Source organism: Intrasporangium sp. Soil_C_50 (assembly GCF_057656595.1).
In genome coordinates this window covers 74,145-98,826 of the sequence record NZ_JBDGKB010000011.1, presented here as the reverse complement: position 1 = coordinate 98,826, position 24,682 = coordinate 74,145, and the positions used below count along the sequence as shown (strand labels likewise).

The following is a 24,682-nucleotide window of genomic DNA, read 5'->3' as shown; positions in this document are numbered from 1 at the left end:
CTCAGACCTCGATCTTGACGACGTTGCGCATCCACACGACACCGACGCCGAGGGCGACGAGGCCGCCGATGCTCATGAAGAGGCCGATGGTCGTCGTCCACAGCAGGCTGACGTAGTCGTAGTTGACGCGGAGCATGTAGAAGAAGAGGAAGATCGGCAGCGCGATGAGGATGTAGGCCGACAGGCGTCCCTCGGCCGACAGCGTCTTGACCTGCCGGTGCAGCGCCTCCCGCTCGCGGAGCGTGTTGGCCGTGGTGCGCAGTGTGTCGGCGAGGTTGCCGCCGACCTCGCGCTGGATGCGGATCGCCATGACCGTCCAGTGCATGGCGCTGCTGTCGAGGCGGTGGCCGACGCGCTCGAGCGCGTCGGACAGGTCGGTGCCGATGCGGGTCTCGGCCAGCGCGCGGCTGAACTCCTTGCCGCTCGGCTCGGCGGCGTCGCGGGCTACGGCCTCGAGCGCCTGCGGCAGACCGAAACCGCTTCGGAGGCTTGTCGACACGAGGAGCAGAATGCCGGGCAGCTGGGCTTCGAACTTGGCAGCGCGTCGGCTGGCGGCGATCCGCAGGAACGCCGGCATGCCGATGAGGCCGAATACCGAACCCAGGACGAGACCGACGATCTTGGCGTCGCCGGCGAGGACGAAGCCGACGGCGGCTCCGACGATGACGGCGACGATTCGCAGGATCAGCCACTCTCCCGCCCGGAACGGAAGGTCTGCCTTCTCGATGAGTGCCATCGTCTTGCTCGTCGACTTACGGTCCTTCATGACGCGGTCGCCGATGTCGAGCAGCTGCGCCGTGATCGTGCTCTGCGCTGCCTTCATCTCCTGGCGCGAGAGCGCAACGTCCGCGCCGGTCACGTAAGTCTCAATCGCGGCAACACGCTGCTCACGCTTCGTCTGGAACGTCGGCGTCAGCGCGGCGCCGATGCCGGTGAGCAGCGCGAGCCCCAGCAGCCCCGCGGCGATGAGCGGGGTACGGTTGCTGTTTGTCACAGGCGCAAGTGCAGCGTCGGTTGCTCCCCCTGCCGCCGCCGGCGCACCGGTGCCGGCGGGGACCGGGGTCGGCTTGGCCGGCGTCGCGGCCGGGGAGGCGAACGAGGCCTGCTTCGCGAAGTTGAAGGTCAGGTTCCCGGCCGTACCGCTGATCGTGTAGTTGTGCAGGCCGTCGAGCCCCTTGGGAACCGTGATGGTCACCTGCACCTGCTTGTTCAGCGCCTGCGCAGCGGTCTGGAAGGCCGAGGTGACGGCTGCCGAATTGTCGGCGGCGACCACGGAACCCCCACTGGCAGAAGCCAGTTGCTGAAGGGCCGCACTCGCCTTGGGGTCGTTCGTGTTGAAGCGCACGACGTCGACGCGGATGTCGGCCGCTCTGAGCTTGGCGACTGTGGTGGCCAGGGCCTTGGCCGGGTCCTTGGCCATGGTGTCTGCACCGTCGCTGAGCAGCATGATGCTGCGGTCACCGCTCGCGCCGAGCCCGGCGACGGCGTCCTGCACACCCTCGTAGAGGCTCGTGGACCCCCGCGAGGCGAGCCCGTTGGCCACCCGTTGGGCTGCGGTCCGGTCGAGCGTCGGAGACAGGTCGATGCCCGCGGTGTCGGCGAAGGAGCCGACGCCGACCTTGACGTCCGACGGAACGGTCTTGATGTAGGCGGCCACGGCCTTGCGTACGGTGAGCATGCCGGCGACGCCCATCGAGCCGCTCGTGTCGATGAGGATGATTGCCCGCCGGTCGCGCTTCGGCGCCTGCTTGACGGTCACGGGGTAGTCCACCCCGTCGATGGTCACCTTGAGGCTCGATGGGTCGACCTGGACGTCGGACTTGCTCCGGATGGTCAGCACGCCCGTCAGCGTGGATGCGTCGCCCTGGCTAGTGCCCGAGACGCTGCTGAGCCCGACGGTGACGGGGTCGTCCGCGCGAGCCGTGGAAGGCAGTGCGAGCAGCCCAGCCGCCGCCGCGGTCAGGACGAGCGCGAGACGACGACGAAAGCTGCTCACAGTCCGGTCCGGGCGAAGAGCGAGACGGGCAGCTCGACGCCGACGTCGGCGAGGTCCTGCGCGAACTTCGGACGGATGCCGGTGGGCACGAGGGTGCCCAGGAAGCGCCCGTTCTCGTCGCGCCCGGCGCTGTAGTTGAAGGTGAAGATGTCCTGCAGCGTGATGACGTCCGACTCCATGCCGACGACCTCGGAGATCGCGGTGATCTTGCGCGAGCCGTCCTTGAGGCGCGACTGCTGCACGATGAGGTCCACGGCGCCCGACACCTGCTCACGGATGGCACGCACCGGCAGCTCGACGCCGGCCATGAGGACCATCGTCTCGAGACGGGCGAGGCTGTCGCGCGGGCTGTTGGCGTGCACGGTGGTGATCGAGCCGTCATGGCCTGTGTTCATGGCCTGGAGCATGTCGAGCGCAGCGCCGTCACGGATCTCGCCGACGATGATGCGGTCGGGGCGCATGCGCAGACAGTTCTTGACGAGCTCGCGGATCGAGATCTGTCCCCGGCCCTCGATGTTGGCGGGGCGCGCCTCGAGGCGCAGCACGTGGTCCTGCTGAAGCTGGAGCTCGGCGGCGTCCTCGATGGTGACGATGCGTTCGTCGTGCGGCAGGAAGGAGCTGATGACGTTGAGCGTCGTCGTCTTTCCGGAGCCGGTACCACCGCTGATGATGATGTTGCGCCGACCACGGACGCAGGCCTCGAGGAAGTCGCGCACCATCGGCGTGAAGGTGCCGAAGGAGATGAGGTCGCGGTCGTTGAACGGGTCGGCGGCGAACTTTCGGATCGTCAGCATGGACCCGTCAAGGGCGATCGGCGGCACCACGGCGTTGACACGCGAGCCGTCGGGAAGGCGAGCGTCGACCATCGGGCTCGACTCGTCGACGCGGCGGCCGACGCGTCCGACGATCTTGTCGATGGTGCGCCGCAGGTGCGCCTCGTCGGAGAAGCGGGCCTCGACGGGGAAGAGCTTGCCGTCGCGCTCGATGTAGATGTCCTCCGGGCCGTTGACCATGATCTCGCTGACCTCCGCGTCGCGGAGGTACGGCTCGAGGGGGCCGTGGCCGAGGATGTCGTCGCTGACGTCCTGGGCGATGCGCGTCCGGTCGGAGTGCGACAGCGGCGTCTGCTCGGAGTCGATGACGTCCTGGAGTGTCTGGCGCACCTGGGCGGCGAGCTCGCTCTCGGCCAGGTGCGGGTCGTAGAGGCGCGGGCCGAGAGAGTCGACAAGTGCGGCGTGCACGCGTTCCTTGACCACCGCGAACGGGTCGGTGTTGCGGCGCTTTACGGGAGCTTCCACCCCGCCGTAGCCGTTCGCCGAGTGGTCGATGACCTGCGCTGCACGGGCCCGGTCGAGACGGTCTGCAAGGTTGCTCATCGCTTGCTCCTCAGGATGCTGAAGCTGCCCCGCTTCGCGCCATTCGTCATTTCCTCGCCGAAGCGGCGTCGGATCTCGTTGTCGGCGAGGTCACGGATGGCCATCGACACGGGGTTGCGCGGCTCGTCGATGACGAGCGCGACGCCGCGGTTGACCGACGCCGGGACCGTGAGGCTGTTGGGCACGTTGGCCGAGATCGGGGTCTTGAGGGCCGCTTCGACGTCGTCCGGCTTGAGGCCGACCTTGGCGTCGGAGCGGTTGAGCACGATCGTGCGGGACTCCTTGGAGGCGCCGAGCGTGTCGAGGGTGTTGATGGCGATGCGGAGGTTCTTCACCGCGGGGATGTCGAGCGTCGCGATGAGGACCGTGAGGTCGCTGACGTCGAAGGACGCGAGCACGTGCTCCGTGAACGACGGCGGGGTGTCGACGAGGACGTAGTCGTAGAGGCCACGGGCAACCCGGAGCAGCTCGATGATGACGTGCGAGGGCACGCGGTCCGCATCGGCTGGGTCAGCCGGCGCGGCGATGACGTCGAGGCTGCTCTCGGGGTGTGTCGTGACGACCGACTGGACGCCGGCCTCGTCGAGGTGCCCGCTCATCGCGACGACGTCGCGTACCGAACCGCGCGGCTGGAGCTGCAGGCTGATCGCGACATCGCCGAACATGAGGTCGAGGTCGACGAGCAGCGTCTTGGCTCCCGTGGAGGCAAGGTAGGTAGCGAGGTTGGTCGACATCGTCGTCTTGCCGACGCCGCCCTTGGCCGAGAAGACCGTGATGACCTTGCCGTCGCGGCCACCGACCTGAGTGCCGTGACCGGAGAGCTGCTGCGTGAGCGACATGGACCGCCGAACGGCCTCGGCGAGCGCCGTCTGGTCGTCGGCCTGCACGACCTCGCGGACGCCGCTGCGCAGGGCCTGCGCAAGCGCCGTCACGTCAAGGCGGTGCCTGAGCAGGATGACCCCGAGCTCGGGCCGGTCGATGCGCTCGCGCTCGGCGAGCTCGCAGGCCAGGTCGAGGTCGATGTCAGGCCCGATGACGACGAGCGAGTGGTTGCGGTCCTCCTCGAGGGCGCGACTGACGCGTGGGCCCGAGGTGATGAGGACCGCGTCGCCGCCGAGGGCGAACCGGTACGTGTCGACGGCTTGGGGGTCGAAGTCCCACAGGATCGTCATTGCGAAGTCACCGCATCTCTCAACTGGAGGTCAGTGACCTCCTGCTTCGGGTCGATCTGGACATCGGAGCCTCGAAGTGCAGCGTAGAGCTTTCGGTTGTTGATGCCGTGGATGAGCACCGGGGCGTCAGTGGGCTTGATCGCCACGGTCACAAGGAAGTTGCCGCTGGCACCCTGCCCCGTCGGAGACTGCCCGTCCTGGGCCGGCTGTGCCGCGGCGCCCGTCAAGGGGGAGTCGCCCATCCCGATGACCAGAACGTCGGGCAGCAGAAGGCTGGTGCCTTGGACCGAGTTCTCGTTGAGGATCTTGGCCTCGGGCGTGTTGGCGAGATCCTTGATCTGGTAGCTCTGGTACAGCGCAATGTGCGAGCCTGGCGTGACGAACTTGCCGACGCGCGCGGGGTCGGACAGCGACACCGACACCGCGAGCATGCCGCTCGGCACCTCGATGGCCTTGGTGCCGGCGGGCTGGGTGCCGAACCGCGCCGCGAGCAGGTACTCGCCGGCCTGGACGTCGCTCACGGCGAGCAGTGCGTTGTTGTCGGCGTTGATCTCCTGGAGCGCACCGACCGGCACAGCCTTGGCCGGCACGCTCGTCTGGGCGATGAGACCGGTGCGTTGCGCGTCCTTGAGGGTCGTGCCCGCGGGGATCAGCTTCTGTGCGACCCACACGGGGGCCGGCGTCTGCTCGGCGATGGCGCGGGCATCGGCGTTCTGCGCATACATGACGACGAGCGCGCCGCCACCCACCGCCAGGACGACGGCCACGAGGATGACGAGAATGCGACGGTTCATGAAGGGCTCCCCCCGACTAGCTGTTGTTCGAAAGACGTTGGTGTGGCGGTCAACCCGCAGGGATGACCTGGTACGCGCCGAAGTTGTTGTTGCCGGTCGGTGGCACCACCGTGCTGCCGGGCTTGAGAGACAGGGTGCCGGAGACGAACCAGCCGGAAAGACAGCGGTCGCCGCCCGTGCATGGGACCGATCCGGTCAGGTAGCTCGGCTTCTCCTGTGAGCCGCCGATCTTGTAGCCGGACAGGTAGAACTTGGCCCAGCCCTGGATGTGGTACCAGGACTTCGCGCCGCCGGCGGCCGAGCCGGTGCAGTCGGAGTATCCGCTGATGCCGCCTGTGGGCTGGACATTCTGCTTCACGAGGCAGTCGAAGATGGGTAGGTTGATGACGGTGCCGCGCAGTCCGGCAATGATCGAGTCGCAGCCCGATGGCGCGGAGCTTCCGGTGTCGATCGGTGCCCAGTTGTCCGTGCTGACCTGCGCCTCGCAGTTGCCGCTGCTGCTGTCGATGACATAGCCAAAGCCACCCGCTGTGTCCTTGCCGTTGATGGCGCAGTTCGCGGCCCCGGTCGACTTGAGCATGAGGGTCCGCTCCGCAGACGTAAGCGGCCACGGCGTCTGGCCCGCTGAGGTTCCATACCCGGGGGCCGGCGAACCTGGGCCTGTTTGGTAGACCGCACCGCTCGACGTCTCTGCCTTCCACTCGCACTCGGAGATGACGATCGGCACAGAGGCTGCGTAGGAGCCCGGAATTCCCCAGGCGGCGCGGGCACACGAGTACACCGTGCTCCCTGCACTGTTCGTCAAGGCTCGCGCGAACGGCGTCAGGACTGTCGAGCCGCTTGACGACTCGGTCATGGTCTTGACCTCGACGTACGGCAGGTTCGCCGCCATCCAACCTGGCTTCGGCGTGCACTTCGTGAGGTTGGCGGCGTCGGGCGTCTCGCATGGGGTCGCGATGCCCGTGACGTTGGCTGCGCAGACGCTCGAGATCGCGGTCAAGTTGTCCTTGGCGTTCGCGTTGGCGAGCGGCTTGACTGCCGTTGGGGCGTTCGCGTCGCTGCACGAGGCGTTGTTCGCCGCACACAGCTGGGCCAGTGCCATAGACGACGCATCAGCGCCATTCTGCAACTGTCGTCGTTCGGACATAATCGAGCCGATGTCGACGCTGATGGCCAGCGAACCGATGAGCACGCCCGTGGCCACCAACACGCTGACGATCACAGCCACTGCCCCAGCGTCATGGCGACGTCGGCACGATTGCCTCAGCCCCCGCATTGCATGACTCCTGTCGCCGCAACCGGACCGTTGAGCTTTGTCCAAGTACCACCGACCATTCGGACGGCCGGCCCCAAGATGATCCAGTTGAAGGGGGCTGTCACGGTGACCGCCGCCGTGCCGGGTGTGCCCGATGCGCAGGTGGAGACACTTTGGACAGCGATTCCGGAGGCGGCTCCTGCCGCCGCCATGGCCCTAGCGGTTATCGCTGCCATGTCGGTCGCGGCCGGGCTGGGGTACATCACCGCCGCCCGGACGCCTTCGCGGCTTGCGTTCGTCACCTGGATCTGAACGAAGAAGTAGCGCCCGAAGTCGACGATGCCGCCGAGGACGAGAAACAGCAGGGGGAGGACGATCGCGAACTCCACCGCTGACGCGCCACGTTCACTTCTGGCCATGCCAGACCGCCCTCCCCGCGCTGAATCCCGCGCCTGTGGTCCACGGCCCCCCGGCGTGGACGTCTAACTCAGATCTGGCTGGCGACGTTGTTGAACGTCGTCGACAGGTTGTTGCCCAGCAGCGTCACCGCCGCGATGATGACGACGGCGATCAGGGCAACCATGAGGCCGTACTCGACGGCCGTGGCTCCGCGCTCGCCGTCGAGACGGGCCTGGAACTTCGAAACAAGCTTGGTCATTTGGGATGCGCTCCTCGAACGTGTGGGTGTCTGCCAGACGTGGTGCTGGTCGTGTGGCAGCTCGTCCCCCGACGACGAGCTGAGTCCGGGCGCCGGCCGTTGCGGACGGCGCCCGGCGCTGCATCAGATCTGCGTCGCGACGTTGTTGAAGGTCGTCGACAGCTTGTTCCCGAGAAGGGTGACGGCGGCGATGATCACGACGGCGATGAGGGCGACCATGAGGCCGTACTCAACGGCGGTCGCGCCCTTCTCGCGGTCCATGGCGCGGCTGAGACCCGTCTGGAGCTTGGCAGCAAGCTTCGTCATTGTTCTTTCCTCCCGATGGTGCAGGGCCACCCGATGTGCCCCCCGCTGAACAGAGAGTAGGTGGGCGCCGACGCCGTGTCCTGAAAATGCTTGAAGTTGCCATCACCCGCACAAAGAGGTGTCAACCGGACGCGCCGGATGGCAGGGTTTGAACGTGGATTACCACGCGCCTCTCCTAGTCGTTGGGGACGCGGAGCGACGGACGGAGCAGGCATGTCGTGGCAGGCGTCTCGGACACGTGATGCATCGGTGGCGGGACGACGCGACGCACCCAAGCCCGCCGGCCAAGTCGCGATCTGGGCCACCGTGTCGGTGCTGGCCATCCTCGTCTCCACGTTGGCTAAGACGGGCTCGGACGCTTTCTGGCCGGTTGCGCTCGGCAACCACATCCGGACGGCCGAGGCAGTCCCCATCGGCGTGCCCTTCGCCAGCGCTCCGACGACGGAGTGGGTGAACACGACCGTTCTCGGTCAGCTCGCATTCTCGCTAGTTGGCACCTGTGGAACCGTTGGATTACTTGCAGCGCAAGCGATCTCGGTCGCAACGACAGTGAGCCTCGTCGCTTTGGATGCCCTTCGCCGCGGCGCCCGGCCGGCGCGCACGATCTTCGTCATCGCCGTCCTCGTCGTCGGCGCGGCCACAGCACTCCTCGTCGCACGCGTCCAGCTTCTGTCACTCGCGCCCTTCGCGCTGCTTCTGCTTCTACTGCGGTCTGACCACGAGCGCCCATCTCGCAGAGTCTGGTTCGTGGTGCCGCTGCTCGCGCTGTGGGGAAACCTCCACGGCGCAGTCCTCATCGGCGTCGCGGTGACTGGCTGCTACATCCTCTTCTCCAGGCTTCGGCGAGATCCAGTCCGCGCCGTCTGCCTCGGGATCGCCACGCTGATCGCCGCTTGCGCCAACCCTGGGCTATGGCGTGCGCCGGCCTACTACTTGGGTGTCCTCGGCGGCGAGGCGACCTCTGACGCGTCAGGCATGTGGGGGCGGCCCGACCTCGGCAACCCGTTCGACCTGATGATGGTCGCGGCCGCACTCATCCTCGTCGTGATGGCGGCGCGCCGTCGACTTCCACTCTGGGAGTACATAGCCTTCGCAGGGCTAGCGGTCGGCACCGTCAGCGCCTCGCGAAACGGCGTCTGGCTGCTACTCCTGGCCTCTGGCGCTGCGATGGTGTCGCAGCCCACTGAGGCCCCCGCCGGGGAAGTCGCAGAGGACAACCTCTTCGGCTCCAGCCCGAGGGAGCGAATCGCTCTGCGCGCCGGCGCGGTCGCCCTGGTCGGAGTCCTGGCGGTCACGGGCATCCTGGCGTTGCGCAACCCTTCTTTGCGCGCTTACGACGCCGACGTCGTCGCTGCAGCCCAAGCGGCATCCGGCCGAGTCGTCCTCGCTCCGGAGCCGGTCTCTGAGCAACTCGCGGCGTCGGGGGCGAAGGTGTGGGTCAGCAACCCGCTGGACGCATTCGAGATGCACGACCAGTCTGCGTACCTGGCATTCCAGCGGGGTGACACCTCCGGGTCAGCACGTGCCCTCGAGGCAGCAGAGGTGGTCATTGCGCCGAAGACCTCGGTCCAGAGCGCAATGGCGATCGGGGCGGGCTTCACACCCAGCGGGTCATGGGGCGGACTCCAGCTCTTCACGCGCTGATAGCGCTCAGGCATCCATCCCCTCGGTCGAAGCCAGCGGGGCCGACCCGAGCTGGCGGCCTGCTCGTCGGGTGACCTGTGCCGGGGCCTCTTCAGAGTCGGAAAGACGGACGCCGGACCCTCGAAGCAGTCGCTCCAGGGGACGCTCGTACATCGCGTAGAGAAGGTACGAGACGCCAACGACGGCAAGCACCACCAGGGTGGTCCCAAGCAGGCTGCCAAGGAGGCCGGGCGAGCCAAGGAGAGGGCGCGTCAAGGCCAGAACGACCGGGTGTGACATGTAGATGCAGAAGGACCACTGTCCCAGCGCGACCATCCCTCGATGATGCAGCGGCGACGGTGCGCCCACGATGTCGACCCGTGCGCAGGCCGCGATAAGCATGAGGAAGCTGGGCGCCATGAGGAGCGACAGGAACCAGCGGTCCTCGAGGTGGTACCCGATGTATGCGGGGATCCCGAGCACCATCAGGTACGACACGACGACCGCGGCGATGGCCCACCTGACGCGGAACCGGGGAACCCAGCCGTTGACCAGGGCAGAGGCGACGAGACAGCCACCCACGAACTCGACCAGCCTGAACACCGGCAGGTGGAACAGCCACAACCCGACACTCGCCTGGCGCGCCTGCATCACCGACCCGACGACGAGCGCGAGCCCGAACAGGACCGCGCCGAGCCGGAGTCGATGTCGCACACGCGCGAGAAGGCCGATGAGCACCGGGAAGGTCGCGTAGAAGAGGAGCTCGCAGGAGAGCGACCACGACACCCCGGAGAACGACCGGGACACCATCTCGTTCGGCGACCAAGCCTGAAGAAGTGTGAGATTCGCCGGCAGGGCGGACCAATAGGGGTTGCCCAAGGCCGGCACCATACCGGCCACGAGAAACAGAAGGTGGACCGGGTAGACGCGGGCGAACCGTCGCCGGTAGAACCGCGGCGCCCGGTCGCCGGCGTTCCAGGAGTAGGTGAGGACGAAGCCGCTCAGCACGAAGAAGAACGTCACCCCGACATAACCGGAGGGCGTCAACAGCCCGATGACCCCCAGACCGGGGGCGAACACGGAGATGTGGTGCATGACGACCAGTGCAGCGGCGAAGAACCGCAGGCTGGTCAGCGAACGCAGATGACCGACACGCTCCCCCATGAGCATCCTCCTGCGCCGAGCGTAGGGCGGCGGCGGAGGCCGCGATGCCGATGTCCGTAAAGTCGTATTTATGGTGATCAAGCGGGTGGGCGGGCCTCCGCTCTCGCTCGACGCTGATCGGGATCGCGACTCGCGACCAATGACCCATGTCGACACGCGGGTGCGCGGTAGAGTCGCGGCGCACTGCCAGCCGGGATCGCTAGGGGGCGCCCATGGATGCCGCGATCGGCAAGACCTCAACCAGCTCCACGACCTCGCGGGGCGACGCCCCCTGGATCAGGACCGCTGAACGGCTGCCCCGCGGGTGGTGGCTCTGGCCTCTTGGCGTCTTCGTCGTGATGCGCCTGCTGAACGTCGCCTGCATGATCGTGGCGAGCCAGCACCAGATGCCCATCGACGACTTCCTCGCCATCGGCGCTCGCTACCACGTGGCGGCCCAAGCCCCCGCACCCGCCGGCTTCCTGACCCTCGCCACCAACTGGGACGGTCAGTGGTACTGGGACATCGCGACCCAGGGGTACCCCACTGAGCTGCCTCGAGACGCGAGCGGCGCGGTCACCCTCAACGCCTGGGCATTCTTCCCGGCATATCCCTTGATCGTCCGAACCGTCATGACGGTGACCGGCCTCGGGTTCCCCGTTGCCGCCGTGGCAACGTCGATGGCGGCCGGAGCCGGCGCCATGGTGCTGCTCTGCCGGCTGGTCGCCCGGCGTCACGGTCTTGCTGGCGGCACCATCGCCGTCCTTCTCATAAGTGCATTCATCACCAGCCCCGTCTTCCTCATGGCCTATGCCGAGGGCCTCGCGCTGCTGCTCCTGGTCTCGACGCTCTACGCCGTCGTAGTTCGCCGGTACACGCTGGCCCTCCCACTGATCTTGCTGCTGTCGCTGACCCGCGGCGTAGCCGCGCCGCTGGCGGGGGCTCTCATCCTCTACGCGCTCGTTCTCTGGCGCAGGGACTGGGGCCACGTCCGGGATCGCGTCTGGCTCGCGATCCTGGGCGTGTGGGCCGGCATCGCTTCATTCGCGTGGTTCATAGTGGCCGGGGTGGTCACCGGGGTCCCCGACGCATACCGCGAGACCCAGCGGGCCTGGAACCCAGAGCTGGACGTCATCCCCGTCGTCCGCTTCCTCGAACGCAACGAGGGAGTCCCGGGAGGTCGGTGGACCGCCGTTGCCCTGGCGATCCTCTGGGCCGTCTTCCTCGTGTGGATCCTGACGCTGCAGCAGGACGAACTGCTGCTCGCCATCTGGGCTGCGGTGTACGCGCTCTTCCTGCTGGCGGTGACCGACTGGAATTGGAGCAACGTCAGGTACTTCCTCCTCGCCCTGCCGGCGTTCTGGCCGCTCGTACACGCATCCAGGGAACAGCGACGCCGGATGCCGTACGTCGCGATGGTGGCTCTATGCGCCCTCGGAGGGATCGCTCTGCAGTGGTGGTACGTCCGGTACTGCGTGGTCGTCTCGCCGGAGTTGGTCCAGGTGCCCTGAGCCCCGGGTGAGCCCGCGTCAGTCGATCGTCGCGGGTACGCCGGGCACGACGGGGAGCACCGCGGGCGCCGCCGTCGAGATGCCAGCCGTGCGGAGCCGACGCGACAGCGAGATGTACGCGACGCGTCGGGCGTACGTCAAGGCCCGCGCCCGAGCGCGGCCCTGCGCGCGAACCGCCGGTGAGAGCAGTCCCCGATAGGCGTGGGCGATGGCGTCGTGGAAACCCACGATCTGCCGGTACTGGTTCGAGGCCAGTGCCATGCTCCACTGGCTGTCGCTGAGCCTGAATGAGGCCAGCGGTGCCGCGAGACCCACGAAGTCGCCGCGGAGCAGGACCTTCGAGTACGTGTGATGGTCGATGGCGTACGAGAACGTGCCGTCCCAGCCGCCGACGGCCGCCAAGTCCTCGCGTCGCATCAGCACGCACGCCGGCTCGCCGAATGGGTTGGTGCCGGACGCCACGCCCTTGCGCACCGCATCGACACCCGTGAGGTTGCCCACGAGGCCGGGGAGCCCCCAGGACCGGAGCACGACGTCACCGGACGCCGTGACGATGTCACGACGCGAGGCCACCAGCACGGCGCTGCTGTTCGACCTCATGGCCGCGACCTGGGCCTCGAGGCAGTCCGGTGCGAGCAGGTCATCGCCGCACACCAGCTTCACGAACTCGCCCCGGGCTGCGGCCGTCACGTACTGCCAGTTGTCCTCTGGCCTGCCGGAGGCCGGCAGCTGCAGCAGCCGGACCCGCGCGTCGAGGGCGGCGAACGGCTGCAGCAACTCCCAAGTGCCATCGGTGCTGCCATGGTCACTGATGACCAGCTCGAAGTCGCCGAAGGACTGAGCCAGGATCGACCTGACAGTCGCCCGGATGAAGGCTGCGTTGTTGTACGCCGGCACGACCACCGAGACCGTGGGCACCCTCGAGGCCCTCACGGGTTCACCTCCGCGCGGTGAAAGGAAAACCGGCTGTGCCCCAACCAGCTGATGACGGCATTGGCGACCGTGACCACACCCTGTGCGACGAGTACAGGAGCGTGCCCCCACTCGACAAGGGCCGGCAGCATGAGCGCGTTGACGCCGATTGCGACGAGATAGACGGACTCGAAGCGCCAGAGATCGCGGATAATCGAACCGCTGACCTGGAAGGTCACCTTGCGGTGGGTGAAGAATGCGAAGAGCACCGTGGTGACGTGTGACAGGAACAGGGCCCACATGTAGCCCCATCGGACGCCGACGGTTGCATGGAAGGCCGCGAAGCATGCGAAGCCGAAGAGCGTGTTGATCCCGCCCGTGAAGAGGAATCGCACGCGCTTGTCCGACGAGAACCTCGCCCACGAACGGTGCACGACGGCACCAACCGCGGACGCGTTGGTCACCCCGGCGACATCGATGCCGCCGTCTGCCTGTGCCGTCATGCGCCCTCCCCAGAGATCGGCGAATCCCCCTCCCGAGCACCCGCCGCGGCCCAGCATGCCGTGAGTTCGAGCCCATGTCCGCGGAACGGCAAAACGCGCCAATCCGCCCGCAACCGACCGACAGGCCAGACATGCTCCCGCTGTCGTCGTAGTGCGTCGAACAGAGCCACAGGCCTGAACACGTGCCGGGCGCGTGGCATCGACGCGCACCCGTCCGGCTCAGTGCCTAGGGGTTCGATGGTGAGGTCAGTGAGAGCGTGCCTCGCGGCGGCGGAACCATCGAGCGCGTCGGTGCCGGTTGTGCGCGGCGATCATCGCCAGCTCGGCCTCGTGATCGCGCACCTGCTGAAGCATGGTGCGCGGCGTCGGCGGCGGCCACTTCTGGGCGCGGGGGTCGTTCGTGTCCATGAGGAACTCGGTCCAGCCGTATTCGTCGCGGTAGCGGAGCTGTCCGTCACCGACGTAGTACCAGCCTGCAGGCTTCTCGCTCATGTGCTCCCCCACGCCCGTACCGATTGTTTACCCGGCCCCCTGAGCACAAGATAGCGGCCAATTCGCCTCATTGATTCACATGCCTGATTAGTCCGATTTGCCACTGGCTCAACGAAATTCACGAAAGGTACAATCCGGGCAACAGGTTCCTGCAAACGCGCAAGCGCCGGTCGGTCGACTGCGTCGGACGGCAGCGGGCACTCCCCGTAGAATCAGCTGGTCCGAGCGCGCTGGAGCGCACGGTCACGGTGTGCCGGGAAGCCTGGTCGGCGTCCCCGTCGACGACCCCGGAGGTACCCGTGGCCAGCAAGCGCACCGAGAGAGACGAGACGCCCGCCAGCACGACGACCGGCCGCATCCTGGGGCGCGGCACCTGGCGCGATGCCCGGTACGTTGCGGAGGTCCTCCGTCAGGAAACCGTCGGTGGCGCGATTCTGCTGTCGGCTGCAGTTGCTGCGCTCATCTGGGCCAACACTCCGTGGCGTAACGCGTACGCGCGACTGCGTGACACCGTCGTGGGTCCCAGCGCGCTGCACCTGGATCTGAGCCTCGGCACATGGGCCGCCGACGGACTGCTCGCCGTGTTCTTCCTCGTGGCCGGCATCGAACTCAAACGAGAGTTCGTCGCCGGTGACCTGTCCGACCGGCGTAAGGCCGTCCTGCCCATCGCCGCTGCAGCCTGCGGAGTGGCACTCCCGGCCCTGCTGTACGCGGCAACGGTCCTCCTGGTCGACCGCGGAGGAGCGGATCCGTCGGGTGCGCTTCGAGGCTGGGCCGTCCCGACTGCTACCGACATCGCCTTCGCGCTCGCGGTCCTGGCTGTGATCGGCACACACCTGCCGAGCGCCTTGCGGTCGTTCCTCCTGACTCTCGCCGTAGTGGACGACCTCATCGCCATCACCATCATCGCGGTGTTCTACACCGATTCGGTCCGACTGCTGTGGCTGCTCGCCGCCGCCGTGCCGCTCGCGTCATGGCGACTCCTGCTGCGCCGCAGATTGACCAACCCTTTCCTCCTTGCGGTTCCAGCGCTGGCGGCCTGGACATTCGTCCACGCGAGCGGAGTGCACGCGACGGTGGCCGGTGTCCTGCTCGGGCTGCTTGTACCGGTGAACCGTGAGCGCGAGGGGGACCCGAACGTTCACACCCTCGCCGAGCGGATGGAGGATCGTCTGCGCCCCTTCTCGGCGGGATTCGCGGTGCCCGTCTTCGCCTTCTTCGCTGCCGGAGTCACCGTGGTCGGAGGCGGTTTCGGCTCAGCCCTGAGCGACGCTGCGGCGATGGGCGTCGTCGTCGGCCTGGTGTTGGGCAAGGCCGTCGGCGTCCTCGGGGGCACGTGGACGGTTGCCCGCTTCACCCGTGCTGAGCTCGACACGGACCTGTCGTGGACCGACGTCCTGGGGCTCTCCGTCCTGGCCGGCGTCGGGTTCACCGTGAGCCTGCTCGTCAGCGAGTTGGCATTCGGCGCGGGCTCCGCCCGCGACGAGCACGTGAAGCTCGCAGTACTGACCGGAAGCGTTCTGGCAGCCCTGTTGGCCACGGTCGTCCTTCGGCTACGCAACCGCCACTATCGCCTCGTCGAACTGCGCGAGACCGAGGACCGTGACCGCGACGGCGTCCCCGACGTTTACCAGCCAGGGACCGCGACGGAATAGGTCCATCACTCCTTCACGGGATCGAACGCGCCGGTGACGGCACGCAACAGGATGCCCACGAGGCGCACATGCGCGGACGCGCCGTGAATCTTCGTAGGGGTCGGTTGGGCCGTCGGGTATGACCGTGTCACAGGCACCTCACACGTCCGGTAGTCGAGGCGAGCCGCTCGTACTGGCAGATAAGCCAGCAGCTCGTAGCCATCGAACACCGACCGAAACACATCGACCCGCGCATCTGCCAACAGCGCTCGGGAGTGGCCACGGAAGCCATTGGTCGTGTCGGTGAACCGGCGCCGGGCGCCGACGGAGATGATCGGGGCGTGGACCAAAACGATCCCGACGAGCCGGGTGATCGGGGTGTTGACGGCCCGGCCCCCTCGCACGAATCGCGAGCCCTGGACGAAGCCCATCCCCGCATCGAGCGCGCCGACGATGCGCGAGATTCCTTCAACGCCGTCCTTGCCGTTGCCGTCCATGGTGAGCACGCCCGCGTACCCGGCATCGAGGCAGTAGGCGAACGCCATTCGCAACTGCGCGGACAGCCGGCCCGGACCGCGCTTTACGAGGAGTGCGGTGACCCCAAGGGCCTGCAGCGCTTGCGGGTCCGACGTGCCGTCGTCGGAGCCGCCGTCCGCGACGATCACGTCGACCTCGGGCGCCAGTGCCTGAATCGACGCGAGCTGTGTGCGCAGACGGTCACCTTCGTTGATGACCGGGATGACGAGCGCGTATCGGTGCTGCCGCTGGGCCAGCTCCCAGACCGTGGACGCAGGCCGCCCCCGCTCGGCGACAAGGTCGTACGTCTTCACGCGGCTGCACCGTAAGTAGCGCTGAACCAGTCGAGTGTGTTGTCCAGGATCTCGATTTCTCTGCCTTGCGCGGCGGGCAGCATTTCGAGCGTGCACCACCCCGCGTAGCCCGTTTCACGCAGGGCCGCACTCACCTGCGCGTGGTCGACGGCTCCAGGCGGCGGCGCCAGGTCGGGCGCGCTGACGTGAACATGGCTCGGAATCTGGCGACGGATCGCGAGCGCTGGATCGACACCCTCCATGACAAGGCAACCCGTGTCGATCTGCGCTTGCACCCACTCGGACCGAACCAGGTGCGCCAGCCTGACACACGACTCGTAATCGGTGAGGTAGTCCGCCCCGTACGCTCGCGCATTCGGCTCCAGCGTGAGCGTCACGTCCTCCGCCTCGAGCACGGGCGCGAGGCGTTCGAAGAACGCGGCAGCGAACTTGTCGGCCGCAGCGATACCCAAGGAGCCACGAAGGCGATTCCGGGGGGATCCGAACACGGCCCGTCGTGCGCCCAAGGCGCTCGCGACACGAACCATCTGCGTGAGATGGGCCAGCAGGGCGTCGTGAGCGGCGGGTTCGAAGAGGACGAGTTCGGGGTGTCCGAAGAGAAGTGACTGCACCCCGCTGACCGACAGCCCCTCTTGGTCCCAGAACTCGCGCTCAGCGGACACAAGACCAGCGTCCACGCTCGGAGCCTGCGGCCACAGTGCCGTGGGGGCCAGCTCGACCCCAGAGATTCCGTGGGCAACAAGGAGCTCTCGGACCCGATGTGGGTCCGTTGCTCCCCAGCCGAGATTGGAGACCGAGAGCCTCATGAACGCGGTGCCCCTAGCGGGCTTCCGTTCCATCGCATCTTGAGGTGCCTGATCCCTTCGAGTTGGTCCGAACGCGAGCCGAGATAACCGTGGGCACCTCCCAGGGCCTCGGCGTGCATGGTCCTGACGTCATAACCCACCACGTGATCGGAAGCGGGAAGTTCAACGCCGAAGATCCTCGCGACGTCGGCCGCACTCACCGGCTCCGTGACGAAGTTGACCATGGAGAGCCCAGCGGCCATGGCCTTTTCGACGTAGTGCCAGGTCTGATCGACGTCGAAGAACTGAAAAGTCGAAGAGCCGGCCACTTTCTGGACCTGGTCGGAGCGTCCTTCCATAAGGTCGAAGACCAAGTTCTTCCTCAGGCCGTCGCCGTACAGGGCGGGCAGGCGCACTATGAGGCTGTCGGAAAACGTGGCTCGGACGAAGGCCTCGAACCACGCGCGATTCCGCCCGTAGGCCTGAACTGCGTCGAGCGAGGCAGGCGAGGACTCATCGACGCCGTTGGGGTTCTCGTACACGTCCACGGTGGAGATCAACACGACTCGATCGGCTCGGACGGTGGAAAGGACCTCCGCCAGTTTGCGGGTGTTTGTCCAATCGGCTTCGGGGTCGGCGTTCGCAAGGTACTTTGCACCCGGCAGACCAGCGCATACCAGCTCGTCTGCGACCGCGCCGCGGATGGACTGAAGGCTCGGTTTGTGAACCATCTGATCGAACTGCCTCTGTCGGGCCAATGCCGACCCGACGAAGCCAGTGGAGCCCACGAGTATGCGCACGATCTTGCCTCCGGTCACGAACTGGACAGCCCCATGCCTCAGCGAATGATAGTTGTGGGCGGCGGGCTCTTCGGCGTATGGACATCTTTGGAGCTGGCGCGTCGCGGCGAGGCTGTAACCCTTCTCGAACAGTCGCCGGAGCTGATGACGCGGGCGTCGACCGTCAACCAAGCGCGCCTTCACACGGGCCTTCACTACCCTCGCAGTCTCAGCACCGCCCGTAGCGCCCTGGCTGGATACGAGCGTTTCTGCGCTGAGTTTCCGACGGCCATCCACCGCTTCCAACAGGTCTATGCCATAGCGCGGCACGGCTCGAGCACGACTGCCTTGGGCTTCGAAGGCTTCATCGACCGGCTTGGCGTCTCTGCTGAGCGAGTCCCGGTAGCCAGATGGTTCAACCCATCACTCGTAGAGGCCGCCTGGAAGGTGGAGGAGCCGTCTTTCGACATCGGAGCGGTCCAGCAGATCCTCGCGACACGGCTGGCGGCCGAACGTCGGATCACGGTGCGTACGACTGCCAGAGTCGCGCGCGCCACCTTTTCCGCGTCCGGCGTCCGTGTGGAGTTGGCGGACGGGGAGTCGATTGCAGGGGACGCTCTCATCATTGCAACCTACGCGGGGATCAACGCCCTCCGCGAGGCCCTCGATCTCGCACCGCTACCACTCGCCCATGAGATGGCCGAGATCACCCTCGGCAGCGTGACGGCGCCACTCGAGGGCATGGGCTTCACGGTCATGGACGGCCAGTACTGGTCGATGATGCCGTACGGACACAGCGGCCGAGCGACCCTGACCTCCGTGGGCCTCACGCCGAGTCGACGCGCCATAGGGCTCCCGATCTTTCCTTGTCAGGGGCGCCGTCGCGGTTGCACGCCACTTGCCCTCGCTGAGTGCTCGACCTGTGATGAGCGCCCGCCGTCGTCAAGCCGTCACAAGGTGCAGCAGATGTCGGCCTTTCTCAAGGCCGGGAGCTCGTTCACCCCACAAACATCGGCGTGGACGATCAAGACCGTCCTCAAGACGGCCGAGGTCGATGATGCTCGGCCAACGGTCGTTCTCAAGGAACCAAGCCGACCTGTGTGGACGGTGTTTTCGGGCAAGGTCAGCACGATCTTCGATGTGGAGCGGGGGCTCGCATGAGGAAGGGTTACATCAGTCTCGTCATCGCCGGTGATTCGGCCCTTGATGGGGCGACGTTGATTCGGCTCGACAGGGTCCTGAGCGAGGTCGCTGACGATCATGAGGTGATCGTCGTCGTTTCGGCGCTGACGGAAGACGCGCTGAGGCTAAGTGCATTGTGCTCTGAGGCCGCGCTCACCAACCCGCTCAGTCTCGTCATCACGTGGCATGGGGCGAGCCGGGACGCCAGTCTCATGGCGGGCCTGTCACGCGCTGTCGGCGACTTCGTCATCGACTGGAACGCCAGTCCTTCAGAACTCACCTCGGCCCTGTTGGCCGAGATGGTTGCCGCCGTCGACGAGGGCTTCGACGTCGTTGAGTTCTGCCCCGCGCAGCAGTCACGGACCTCGAGGGTCTTCTACCGGGTAGCCAACTCCTTCCGGCCTCGGTCCTCCCCCCTCCGACCTACCTTCGCTCGCTTGTTCTCGCGACGGGCCCTCGATCTCGCGATCGCCGCTGGACGCACGCTCCCGAATCGACTTCTCCTCGTGGCCGGCATGGGCCTTCCCAGGAAGCTGGCGACTCACGAGGTGCGTCGCGCGCCTGCACAGCGCTATCGCGAACGTTGGGGCGAGGCCATCACCGTGCTCACGAGGGGAACACGGGCTGCGAGCGTACTTCCGGCTGTCGGCGCGTTCGGATTCGCACTCTTCTCATTCGCCACCGCGATCTTCGCCCTCGTGCTGTTCTTCTGGAAAGGCCAGGCGCCGGAGGGCTGGACGACGCTCATGGTCGTTGTGGGGCTGGGTCTGGCGGCGGTGTTGACGTCGCTCGGACTTCTCTGGGAGAGAGTCGAATCGCTGTCACGCACGATCGAGCAACCGCAGGATTCGACGGCACAGGTCATGGTCTTCCCGGCCGCCGGCCCAGTCTCATGACCTCACGGGACGCCTCAGACACGACACTTGGGGTCGAGCGGGCTCCCGCCGGGTCACCTCGGGCGTCACTGCTCTCGCCTGTCGCGTGGGCGGCCGTCACCTCCTTCGGTGTCATGCTGCTGGCCATCGCCTACTCGGGAACGCTGACCGAGGACTTCTCCGACCTGACCACCGGGACCATGGCCTTCACGGGCATCGGCGACAAGTCGGTGGAGATCGTTGGTGCCATGACGTCGGTGGCAGCGGGCGCGATCGCGGGCTACGTGGCTGCGCGCAGCAGGAAACGGACCCTCGCGGCGGCAACAGAGGCGACGACTGCTCAGGTTCTGACCGCCCCAAGGCCACTGGTCGTCGTGCTCACGTCCTTGCTCAGCCTCTCGAGCGTGGCAATGGCGGAGCGGACGCTACTGTCCGTCTGGGGGGTCGACGGAGGCATCTGGCCGTGGGCCGGCGCGATGCTCTTCCTGGCTCTTGCCGCCGTCGCGGTTGGGCGCCTGGGTCGCGGAACGCCGCCCGACCTATCCGCACTCATCGCGGCCCAGTCGCTTCTGGGCACGGGCGTCTTCGCGCTGCTGCCTGCAGCCGCGCCCCCCTTGGGCCAGGCTGCTTCGGCGACATGGACGACTGGGGTGGCGTGGTTCGCGGCCGCGGCGTGCACTGGACTGGTTTTCGCAGTCGGTCTGCGCACCGCTCGGCGTCTGGGCCGCGGAGCCGCCCCGACGTCAACGTTGATCACGAACGGTCCCGGCATCGTCGTCTCATCCGTGGCCGTGAGTTCAACCGTCACCGTCCCCTATATCTCTCCGGATGGCTATCACTTCGGCGAGCTCGTCTCACCCTCATATCTCGCATCGGCGTGGGATCAGATGCCGTTTCTCGACCAGTTCCCGGCTCGCGGCCTCTTGGTCAATTTCGTCCCGAGCTGGATCTCCGACGCCGTGGCCGCCCCGGGTGCGGGTCTCGTGACTCTGGGTCACGCATGGCTGACCCTCGGGTTAGTAGCAGTCGGGTACATGCTGGCCTCGCGGAGCTTGCCGGTCAGCGGGACCGTACTCGTCACGGCCACGACTGCCTTCGCCGCCTCCAACCTGATCGCCATCGGTGACGTCGTGATGATCCTCGCGCTGGTTCTGCTGTACGGCGTCTCGAAATGGCGCCCGACCGTCACCTGGGCAGCGGCGGCACTGCTGGGTACCGTCCTGATCCTCGCGGCTCCCGCTCAGGGAACGGCCTGGTGTCTGGCCGCCGCGATCCTCGCGATACTTCGTGGGGTCGCGGATCGCCGCTCGCGCGATGTCGCCGGCTTGGGCGCTGGTCTGCTCGTACTGGTCGCGGCCATGGTGTGGGCACCGGTGCGCAGATCCGTGGTCGCCGCCATCGGTTACGTGGCGAGCCAAGGGTCGGTGAACGACCAGGTCTGGGGGACACCGTGGGTGTGGGTTCTCGGCGTCCAGGCCTCCATGCCTGGCGCGTCTCCCGCCCTCGAGCCCATCCGTGCAGCGATCCTGCCAATTTTGGCTGTCACGGGCTTCTTGCTCCTTGTGCAGGTGTCACGTCATCGTTTCCGGGCTGCTGCGCTGCCCGTCTCACTCGCGGTGCTGCTCTACCTTGTGCTGCAACTTCCGAGGGCGCTCGGCCGCATTGATCCAGACGGAATCTCTCGGGTGGGCGCGTTGACACTCGTTGCGGCCGGAATCGCTCTCCCCCTCGCCGCGACACGGGCGAACTGGTTTCGTTGGACGCGCACTGCCACGTTGACAGTCGCCCTGGTTGTTGCACCGTTGATCATGCTGGACGGCGGGCTGGCAAAGGTCGTCATCTTCGCCTCTCGGACGATCTCATCCACGGACGCCACGGCCGGCACGGAATTCGGTAGCGCCGGGGGCCCCTTCGGCGGAGCCATGATCTCCCCTGGTCTTCACTCCGAGTACGCATCGCTCAGCGCACAACTCCATCAGATGACCGGCGCCGAGGACGGCCTGCTTGATCTGACCGACAACCAGGCCGACTTCCGGTACCTCCAAGTGGCAAACGCGTTGTCGTACGGCGCGGCCTACAACATCACGTCCAGGCCGGTCGAAACATCGGAGCTCGAGCGACTCGAAAGTCGGGTCCCGAAGGTCGCCTTGCTCACCAGCAACCTGGCCAAGTGGCATGACGGCGGCAGCGTAGGGCTGCGTACACCACGCATCTACCGGTGGGTGCTGGACCACTACGTCCCTGTGCAGTGCGGAGTTTCAGGCGAGACCGGATTCGCCGTGTGGGGGACGACCGACGGCACGGCTCCAAAGGGCTGCATTCGAGCCGAAACGACGAAGCAGAGAATCGAGATGTTCGAGCGGGCGATGTCGCCACCCCCTGATCTTGGGGCCCTGGCGCGGTCATGGGGATCGCCTCGCGCGCACGGCGTCGATGCTGTTCTGCTCGATAGGGTCCCCGCGCGGCTGAGCATTGACCGGCTAGGCAATGGCGTCGACATCCTCGTGGAGAGCCCATCGCCACGCTACCTGCAAGACGTACTGATGCTCCGCCTCCAGTGCGGGGGCTGGACCAAGGCCAAGGTGCTTTGGTACGACCCCAAGAACCCGACTCTGGAGTCGACCTCCGTCGAGTTGGGTGGTGGCCAAGCCGTCTTGCCGATGGGTGCCTTTCCGAGTTTCGCGCTCCGTGACGCTCCGCTCGAGGTCCACATTCGCATTCAGGGCACCCAAAGGTGCGATACGGACGGGCAAGCGTCTTGGGCCCGGTACGCGCCCCGGCCGTGAGACACGATCAGACCCGGGGATCAGGATCGTGACGGCGTCCCGACGTCTCCGGTACATGCCGGCGAAGGCGTTGCCGGGCCGAGGCGTCAGGGAAGGTAGACCGGGGCGGTGTGGCTCGGGATGACGAGCAGGTAACGCACGTAGGCGTACTGGGCGAACAGCCCGACGAGCACCAGCACGCTGAGCCGGGTCCTGCGCGCCCACACGGGGAGCGTCGCGGCTGGGGCCGCCACCAGCGGCAGCGTCGGCACCATGAGCAGGTAGCGCAGGATCCCCGGGTGCATCGATGTCGCGGCTGCGAGGAAGAACGGATAGGACGCGAACCAGGTACGCATCTCGACACCCCAGCTGCGCGATCGGCGACTCACGGCGTAGAGCATCGTCAGGCTGACGAGCAGCACGACGCCGACGAGCCCGGGGAGGTCGAGCTCGCGCAGCGAGTCGCCGAACCAGCCGAAAGCCATCGAGCGCTGGCCCTCGGTTCGGGCGTACCCGTTGACGGGCCCGATGAACGCGGCACCGATCGACAGCCACGTAAACGCCCCCACTACGGAGTAGACGGCGGCCGCGCCGAGCAGGAGGCGCTGGCGTCGCGTCACCGTGGACGGTTGCGGGTCGCGCTCACGCAGGTACCAGTGCACGGCGATCACCACGGCGAACGGTGGCGTGATGAGACGGGTGAAGGACAGGAGGACGAGCAGGATCAGTACGGCGCCGTAGCGGTGGCGGGTCAGCGCGTAGACGCCCAGCAGGAGCAGCAGGAGGCTGAGCGACGCCGAGTAGGCCGCCCCGAGGATGGGGGCGCTGACGAAGACATTGGCCAGCAGCACGCCCGTCCTGGCCACGCGCCGCCCACCGGACCGCTCGAGCAGCAGGTAGAGGACGACCATTGCCGCCGCGCCCGCCACAACGCTGAGCGTCGCCGCTGCGTGTGCGAAGTCCATCCGCGTCACCACCATGAGCGCACGGACGACGAACGGGTAGAGCGGCGGGAACTGCCAGGCCCACAGGGTGTCGGCAGCGCCGTGCTCGCCGGGCGCCGGCACGCTGTAACCCCGCTCGGCGATGAACTGGTACCACTGCCCGTCCCAGTTGGTGATCACCCCGAACAGGCCGGGGTCGGCGGGCTTCGCGGCGTAGGTGAACATCCCCGTCGGCGCAGGCGGCAGCGACACCTGGTGCCTCGACGCGACCGTCATGAAGACGGCGTCGACGGCCCGGACGACAGCAAACACGGGCAGCGCCCACCACAACGCATCCAGCACCGGTCGGCGCTTCGACCGGACTGTCCGCGCGACCTCCACCTGGACGCTCATAGGACGCACTCCACCCGTGCCTGCGTGTGAGAGAGCCCCCCGAATGACTCACTTGCTCACGCAGCGTAGGTTGCGCCTCGCGGGCCCCGCACGGTTTCAGCACAAGTCTGGACAAACCCGCGCGTGAGTGTCCCGTCCATCAGCGGGTAGGAGAGTCACAGTAGGGTGGCAACCGGTAGGCACGCGTCCCGCGCGCCCCCCGAGCGAGAGCGAGGAAGACAGCCGATGAGCACGGACCCGCGGCAGGAGCGGACCCTCGGCCAGCTGGTCGCGTCCGCAACCCAGGACATCTCGGCGCTCATCCGCAGCGAGATCGCCCTGGCCAAGGCCGAGGTGTCGGTCCAGTTCAAGAAGGCCGGTGTCGGCGGGGGCCTGCTCGCAGGCGCCGCGGTCATCCTCTTCTACTCGGTGTACTTCATCTTCACGACGATCGCCGAGGGCCTCGTGGCTCTCGGCCTGCCGCGCTGGCTCAGCTACCTCATCGTGACGGTGTTCATGCTTCTCGTCGCAGGCGTTCTCGGTTACCTCGGCGTGCGCAAGATGAAGACCGTCCAGCCCTCGCCCGACAAGGCGATCGCCAACGCGCAGCAGACCGTCGAGGGTGTCAAGGCCGCCCTGGCCAACCCGGGAACCGTCGTGCCCGCGCCCCGACCCGAGTGGGACCGCAAGGACCTTCCGGCCGCGCCGGCCGCACCCGTCACCCCCTCCACCCCTGTCGTCGACGCCTCGCGCGACGCCTGACGCCGAACCGCAC

The 24,682-nt window shown here is 67.1% G+C and carries 23 protein-coding genes; 7 read left to right on the top strand and 16 right to left on the bottom strand.

The genetic code is table 11. The features are described from left to right. Nucleotide 1: 1 nt before the first annotated feature. From AC3A5R_RS18265 to AC3A5R_RS18230, 8 genes are all read right to left on the bottom strand, one after another. Nucleotides 2-1,996: a type II secretion system F family protein gene (locus AC3A5R_RS18265; protein ID WP_487622187.1), complete on the bottom strand. Its 1,995-nt coding sequence runs from the start codon at nt 1,994-1,996 to the stop codon at nt 2-4. After that, nucleotides 1,993-3,372, bottom strand: a complete 1,380-nt coding sequence (locus AC3A5R_RS18260; protein WP_487622186.1) for a TadA family conjugal transfer-associated ATPase — start codon at nt 3,370-3,372, stop codon at nt 1,993-1,995. The genes AC3A5R_RS18265 and AC3A5R_RS18260 overlap by 4 nt, the downstream gene beginning before the upstream one ends. After that, complete coding sequence (locus AC3A5R_RS18255) at nt 3,369-4,544, bottom strand: CpaE/TadZ family protein (protein ID WP_487622185.1); 1,176 nt, start codon at nt 4,542-4,544, stop codon at nt 3,369-3,371. Before AC3A5R_RS18255 ends, AC3A5R_RS18260 begins: the two co-directional genes overlap by 4 nt. After that, the gene (gene cpaB / locus AC3A5R_RS18250) at nt 4,541-5,338 is read right to left on the bottom strand and encodes a Flp pilus assembly protein CpaB (protein WP_487622184.1); all 798 of its coding nucleotides are present in this window, start codon (nt 5,336-5,338) and stop codon (nt 4,541-4,543) included. The genes AC3A5R_RS18255 and cpaB overlap by 4 nt, the downstream gene beginning before the upstream one ends. 49 nt (nt 5,339-5,387) lie before the next feature. Further along, nucleotides 5,388-6,566 carry a pilus assembly protein TadG-related protein gene (locus AC3A5R_RS18245; protein ID WP_487622183.1) on the bottom strand — a complete coding sequence of 393 codons (1,179 nt, stop codon included), beginning with the start codon at nt 6,564-6,566 and terminating at the stop codon, nt 5,388-5,390. A 35-nt stretch (nt 6,567-6,601) separates the two neighbouring features. Continuing rightward, nucleotides 6,602-6,982, bottom strand: a complete 381-nt coding sequence (locus tag AC3A5R_RS18240) for a TadE/TadG family type IV pilus assembly protein (RefSeq protein WP_487622182.1) — start codon at nt 6,980-6,982, stop codon at nt 6,602-6,604. A 98-nt stretch (nt 6,983-7,080) separates the two neighbouring features. Continuing rightward, nucleotides 7,081-7,251, bottom strand: a complete 171-nt coding sequence (locus tag AC3A5R_RS18235) for a Flp family type IVb pilin (protein WP_487622181.1) — start codon at nt 7,249-7,251, stop codon at nt 7,081-7,083. Between the two features lie 123 nt (nt 7,252-7,374). Further along, a complete protein-coding gene (locus AC3A5R_RS18230) occupies nt 7,375-7,557 on the bottom strand; it encodes a Flp family type IVb pilin (RefSeq protein ID WP_487622180.1) in 183 nt (60 codons plus the stop codon). A gap of 213 nt (nt 7,558-7,770) precedes the next feature. On the opposite strand from AC3A5R_RS18230, the gene AC3A5R_RS18225 reads away from it, so the two are divergent. Continuing rightward, the gene (locus AC3A5R_RS18225; RefSeq protein ID WP_487622179.1) at nt 7,771-9,201 is read left to right on the top strand and encodes a hypothetical protein; all 1,431 of its coding nucleotides are present in this window, start codon (nt 7,771-7,773) and stop codon (nt 9,199-9,201) included. 6 nt (nt 9,202-9,207) lie between these two features. Here AC3A5R_RS18225 and AC3A5R_RS18220 read toward each other — a convergent pair whose 3' ends face one another. After that, nucleotides 9,208-10,344 carry an acyltransferase family protein gene (locus AC3A5R_RS18220; RefSeq protein ID WP_487622178.1) on the bottom strand — a complete coding sequence of 379 codons (1,137 nt, stop codon included), beginning with the start codon at nt 10,342-10,344 and terminating at the stop codon, nt 9,208-9,210. 212 nt (nt 10,345-10,556) lie between these two features. Between AC3A5R_RS18220 and AC3A5R_RS18215 the strand changes: the two genes are divergently transcribed. Further along, nucleotides 10,557-11,834, top strand: a complete 1,278-nt coding sequence (locus tag AC3A5R_RS18215; RefSeq protein ID WP_487622177.1) for a hypothetical protein — start codon at nt 10,557-10,559, stop codon at nt 11,832-11,834. An 18-nt stretch (nt 11,835-11,852) separates the two neighbouring features. On the opposite strand, the gene AC3A5R_RS18210 is transcribed toward AC3A5R_RS18215, so the two are convergent. The 3 genes from AC3A5R_RS18210 to AC3A5R_RS18200 all read right to left on the bottom strand — a co-directional run bounded on the left by AC3A5R_RS18210 (nt 11,853) and on the right by AC3A5R_RS18200 (nt 13,741). Beyond that, nucleotides 11,853-12,767 (bottom strand): glycosyltransferase family 2 protein, encoded by a 915-nt coding sequence (locus AC3A5R_RS18210; protein WP_487622176.1) that lies wholly within the window; start codon nt 12,765-12,767, stop codon nt 11,853-11,855. After that, complete coding sequence (locus tag AC3A5R_RS18205) at nt 12,764-13,249, bottom strand: GtrA family protein (protein WP_487622175.1); 486 nt, start codon at nt 13,247-13,249, stop codon at nt 12,764-12,766. The genes AC3A5R_RS18210 and AC3A5R_RS18205 overlap by 4 nt, the downstream gene beginning before the upstream one ends. 246 nt (nt 13,250-13,495) lie before the next feature. After that, complete coding sequence (locus AC3A5R_RS18200; RefSeq protein ID WP_487622174.1) at nt 13,496-13,741, bottom strand: hypothetical protein; 246 nt, start codon at nt 13,739-13,741, stop codon at nt 13,496-13,498. 299 nt (nt 13,742-14,040) lie between these two features. Here AC3A5R_RS18200 and nhaA point away from each other — a divergent pair, with 299 nt between their 5' ends. Continuing rightward, complete coding sequence (gene nhaA, locus AC3A5R_RS18195) at nt 14,041-15,396, top strand: Na+/H+ antiporter NhaA (RefSeq protein WP_487622173.1); 1,356 nt, start codon at nt 14,041-14,043, stop codon at nt 15,394-15,396. Between the two features lie 5 nt (nt 15,397-15,401). Here the strand turns inward: nhaA and AC3A5R_RS18190 are convergent, their stop codons facing one another. Genes AC3A5R_RS18190 through AC3A5R_RS18180 form a run of 3 tightly spaced genes read right to left on the bottom strand, consistent with a single transcriptional unit; the run spans nt 15,402 to nt 17,721 of the window. Continuing rightward, on the bottom strand, nt 15,402-16,205 hold the full coding sequence (locus tag AC3A5R_RS18190; protein WP_487622172.1) for a glycosyltransferase: 804 nt from the start codon (nt 16,203-16,205) through the stop codon (nt 15,402-15,404). Beyond that, nucleotides 16,202-17,011 (bottom strand): sugar phosphate isomerase/epimerase family protein, encoded by an 810-nt coding sequence (locus AC3A5R_RS18185; RefSeq protein ID WP_487622171.1) that lies wholly within the window; start codon nt 17,009-17,011, stop codon nt 16,202-16,204. The genes AC3A5R_RS18190 and AC3A5R_RS18185 overlap by 4 nt, the downstream gene beginning before the upstream one ends. Continuing rightward, nucleotides 17,008-17,721, bottom strand: coding sequence for an NAD-dependent epimerase/dehydratase family protein (locus AC3A5R_RS18180; protein WP_487622170.1), 714 nt, complete (start codon nt 17,719-17,721; stop codon nt 17,008-17,010). The genes AC3A5R_RS18185 and AC3A5R_RS18180 overlap by 4 nt, the downstream gene beginning before the upstream one ends. Here AC3A5R_RS18180 and AC3A5R_RS18175 point away from each other — a divergent pair. From AC3A5R_RS18175 to AC3A5R_RS18165, 3 genes are all read left to right on the top strand, one after another. Beyond that, entirely contained in the window at nt 17,713-18,930 is a 1,218-nt protein-coding gene (locus tag AC3A5R_RS18175; protein ID WP_487622169.1) for an FAD-dependent oxidoreductase, read from the top strand. The two genes, AC3A5R_RS18180 and AC3A5R_RS18175, sit on opposite strands and share 9 nt — an antisense overlap. Continuing rightward, nucleotides 18,927-19,847, top strand: coding sequence for a glycosyltransferase family protein (locus tag AC3A5R_RS18170; protein ID WP_487622168.1), 921 nt, complete (start codon nt 18,927-18,929; stop codon nt 19,845-19,847). Before AC3A5R_RS18175 ends, AC3A5R_RS18170 begins: the two co-directional genes overlap by 4 nt. 113 nt (nt 19,848-19,960) lie before the next feature. Beyond that, a complete protein-coding gene (locus tag AC3A5R_RS18165; protein ID WP_487622167.1) occupies nt 19,961-22,612 on the top strand; it encodes a hypothetical protein in 2,652 nt (883 codons plus the stop codon). An 86-nt stretch (nt 22,613-22,698) separates the two neighbouring features. Here AC3A5R_RS18165 and AC3A5R_RS18160 read toward each other — a convergent pair whose 3' ends face one another. Beyond that, a complete protein-coding gene (locus AC3A5R_RS18160) occupies nt 22,699-23,928 on the bottom strand; it encodes a hypothetical protein (protein WP_487622166.1) in 1,230 nt (409 codons plus the stop codon). Between the two features lie 225 nt (nt 23,929-24,153). Here AC3A5R_RS18160 and AC3A5R_RS18155 point away from each other — a divergent pair, with 225 nt between their 5' ends. Beyond that, complete coding sequence (locus tag AC3A5R_RS18155; RefSeq protein ID WP_487622165.1) at nt 24,154-24,669, top strand: phage holin family protein; 516 nt, start codon at nt 24,154-24,156, stop codon at nt 24,667-24,669. Nucleotides 24,670-24,682 lie beyond the last annotated feature (13 nt).

Bases quoted from the DNA above. Each gene is read 5' to 3' on its own strand.
- AC3A5R_RS18260 (WP_487622186.1), bottom strand. From the start codon at position 3,372: ATGAGCAACCTTGCAGACCGTCTCGACCGGGCCCGTGCAGCGCAGGTC.
- AC3A5R_RS18255 (WP_487622185.1), bottom strand. From the start codon at position 4,544: ATGACGATCCTGTGGGACTTCGACCCCCAAGCCGTCGACACGTACCGG.
- cpaB (WP_487622184.1), bottom strand. From the start codon at position 5,338: ATGAACCGTCGCATTCTCGTCATCCTCGTGGCCGTCGTCCTGGCGGTG.
- AC3A5R_RS18235 (WP_487622181.1), bottom strand. From the start codon at position 7,251: ATGACCAAGCTTGTTTCGAAGTTCCAGGCCCGTCTCGACGGCGAGCGC.
- AC3A5R_RS18230 (WP_487622180.1), bottom strand. From the start codon at position 7,557: ATGACGAAGCTTGCTGCCAAGCTCCAGACGGGTCTCAGCCGCGCCATG.
- AC3A5R_RS18225 (WP_487622179.1), top strand. From the start codon at position 7,771: ATGTCGTGGCAGGCGTCTCGGACACGTGATGCATCGGTGGCGGGACGA.
- AC3A5R_RS18220 (WP_487622178.1), bottom strand. From the start codon at position 10,344: ATGGGGGAGCGTGTCGGTCATCTGCGTTCGCTGACCAGCCTGCGGTTC.
- AC3A5R_RS18215 (WP_487622177.1), top strand. From the start codon at position 10,557: ATGGATGCCGCGATCGGCAAGACCTCAACCAGCTCCACGACCTCGCGG.
- AC3A5R_RS18205 (WP_487622175.1), bottom strand. From the start codon at position 13,249: ATGACGGCACAGGCAGACGGCGGCATCGATGTCGCCGGGGTGACCAAC.
- AC3A5R_RS18200 (WP_487622174.1), bottom strand. From the start codon at position 13,741: ATGAGCGAGAAGCCTGCAGGCTGGTACTACGTCGGTGACGGACAGCTC.
- AC3A5R_RS18185 (WP_487622171.1), bottom strand. From the start codon at position 17,011: ATGAGGCTCTCGGTCTCCAATCTCGGCTGGGGAGCAACGGACCCACAT.
- AC3A5R_RS18180 (WP_487622170.1), bottom strand. From the start codon at position 17,721: ATGGTTCACAAACCGAGCCTTCAGTCCATCCGCGGCGCGGTCGCAGAC.
- AC3A5R_RS18170 (WP_487622168.1), top strand. From the start codon at position 18,927: ATGAGGAAGGGTTACATCAGTCTCGTCATCGCCGGTGATTCGGCCCTT.
- AC3A5R_RS18165 (WP_487622167.1), top strand. From the start codon at position 19,961: ATGCTGCTGGCCATCGCCTACTCGGGAACGCTGACCGAGGACTTCTCC.
- AC3A5R_RS18160 (WP_487622166.1), bottom strand. From the start codon at position 23,928: ATGAGCGTCCAGGTGGAGGTCGCGCGGACAGTCCGGTCGAAGCGCCGA.
- AC3A5R_RS18155 (WP_487622165.1), top strand. From the start codon at position 24,154: ATGAGCACGGACCCGCGGCAGGAGCGGACCCTCGGCCAGCTGGTCGCG.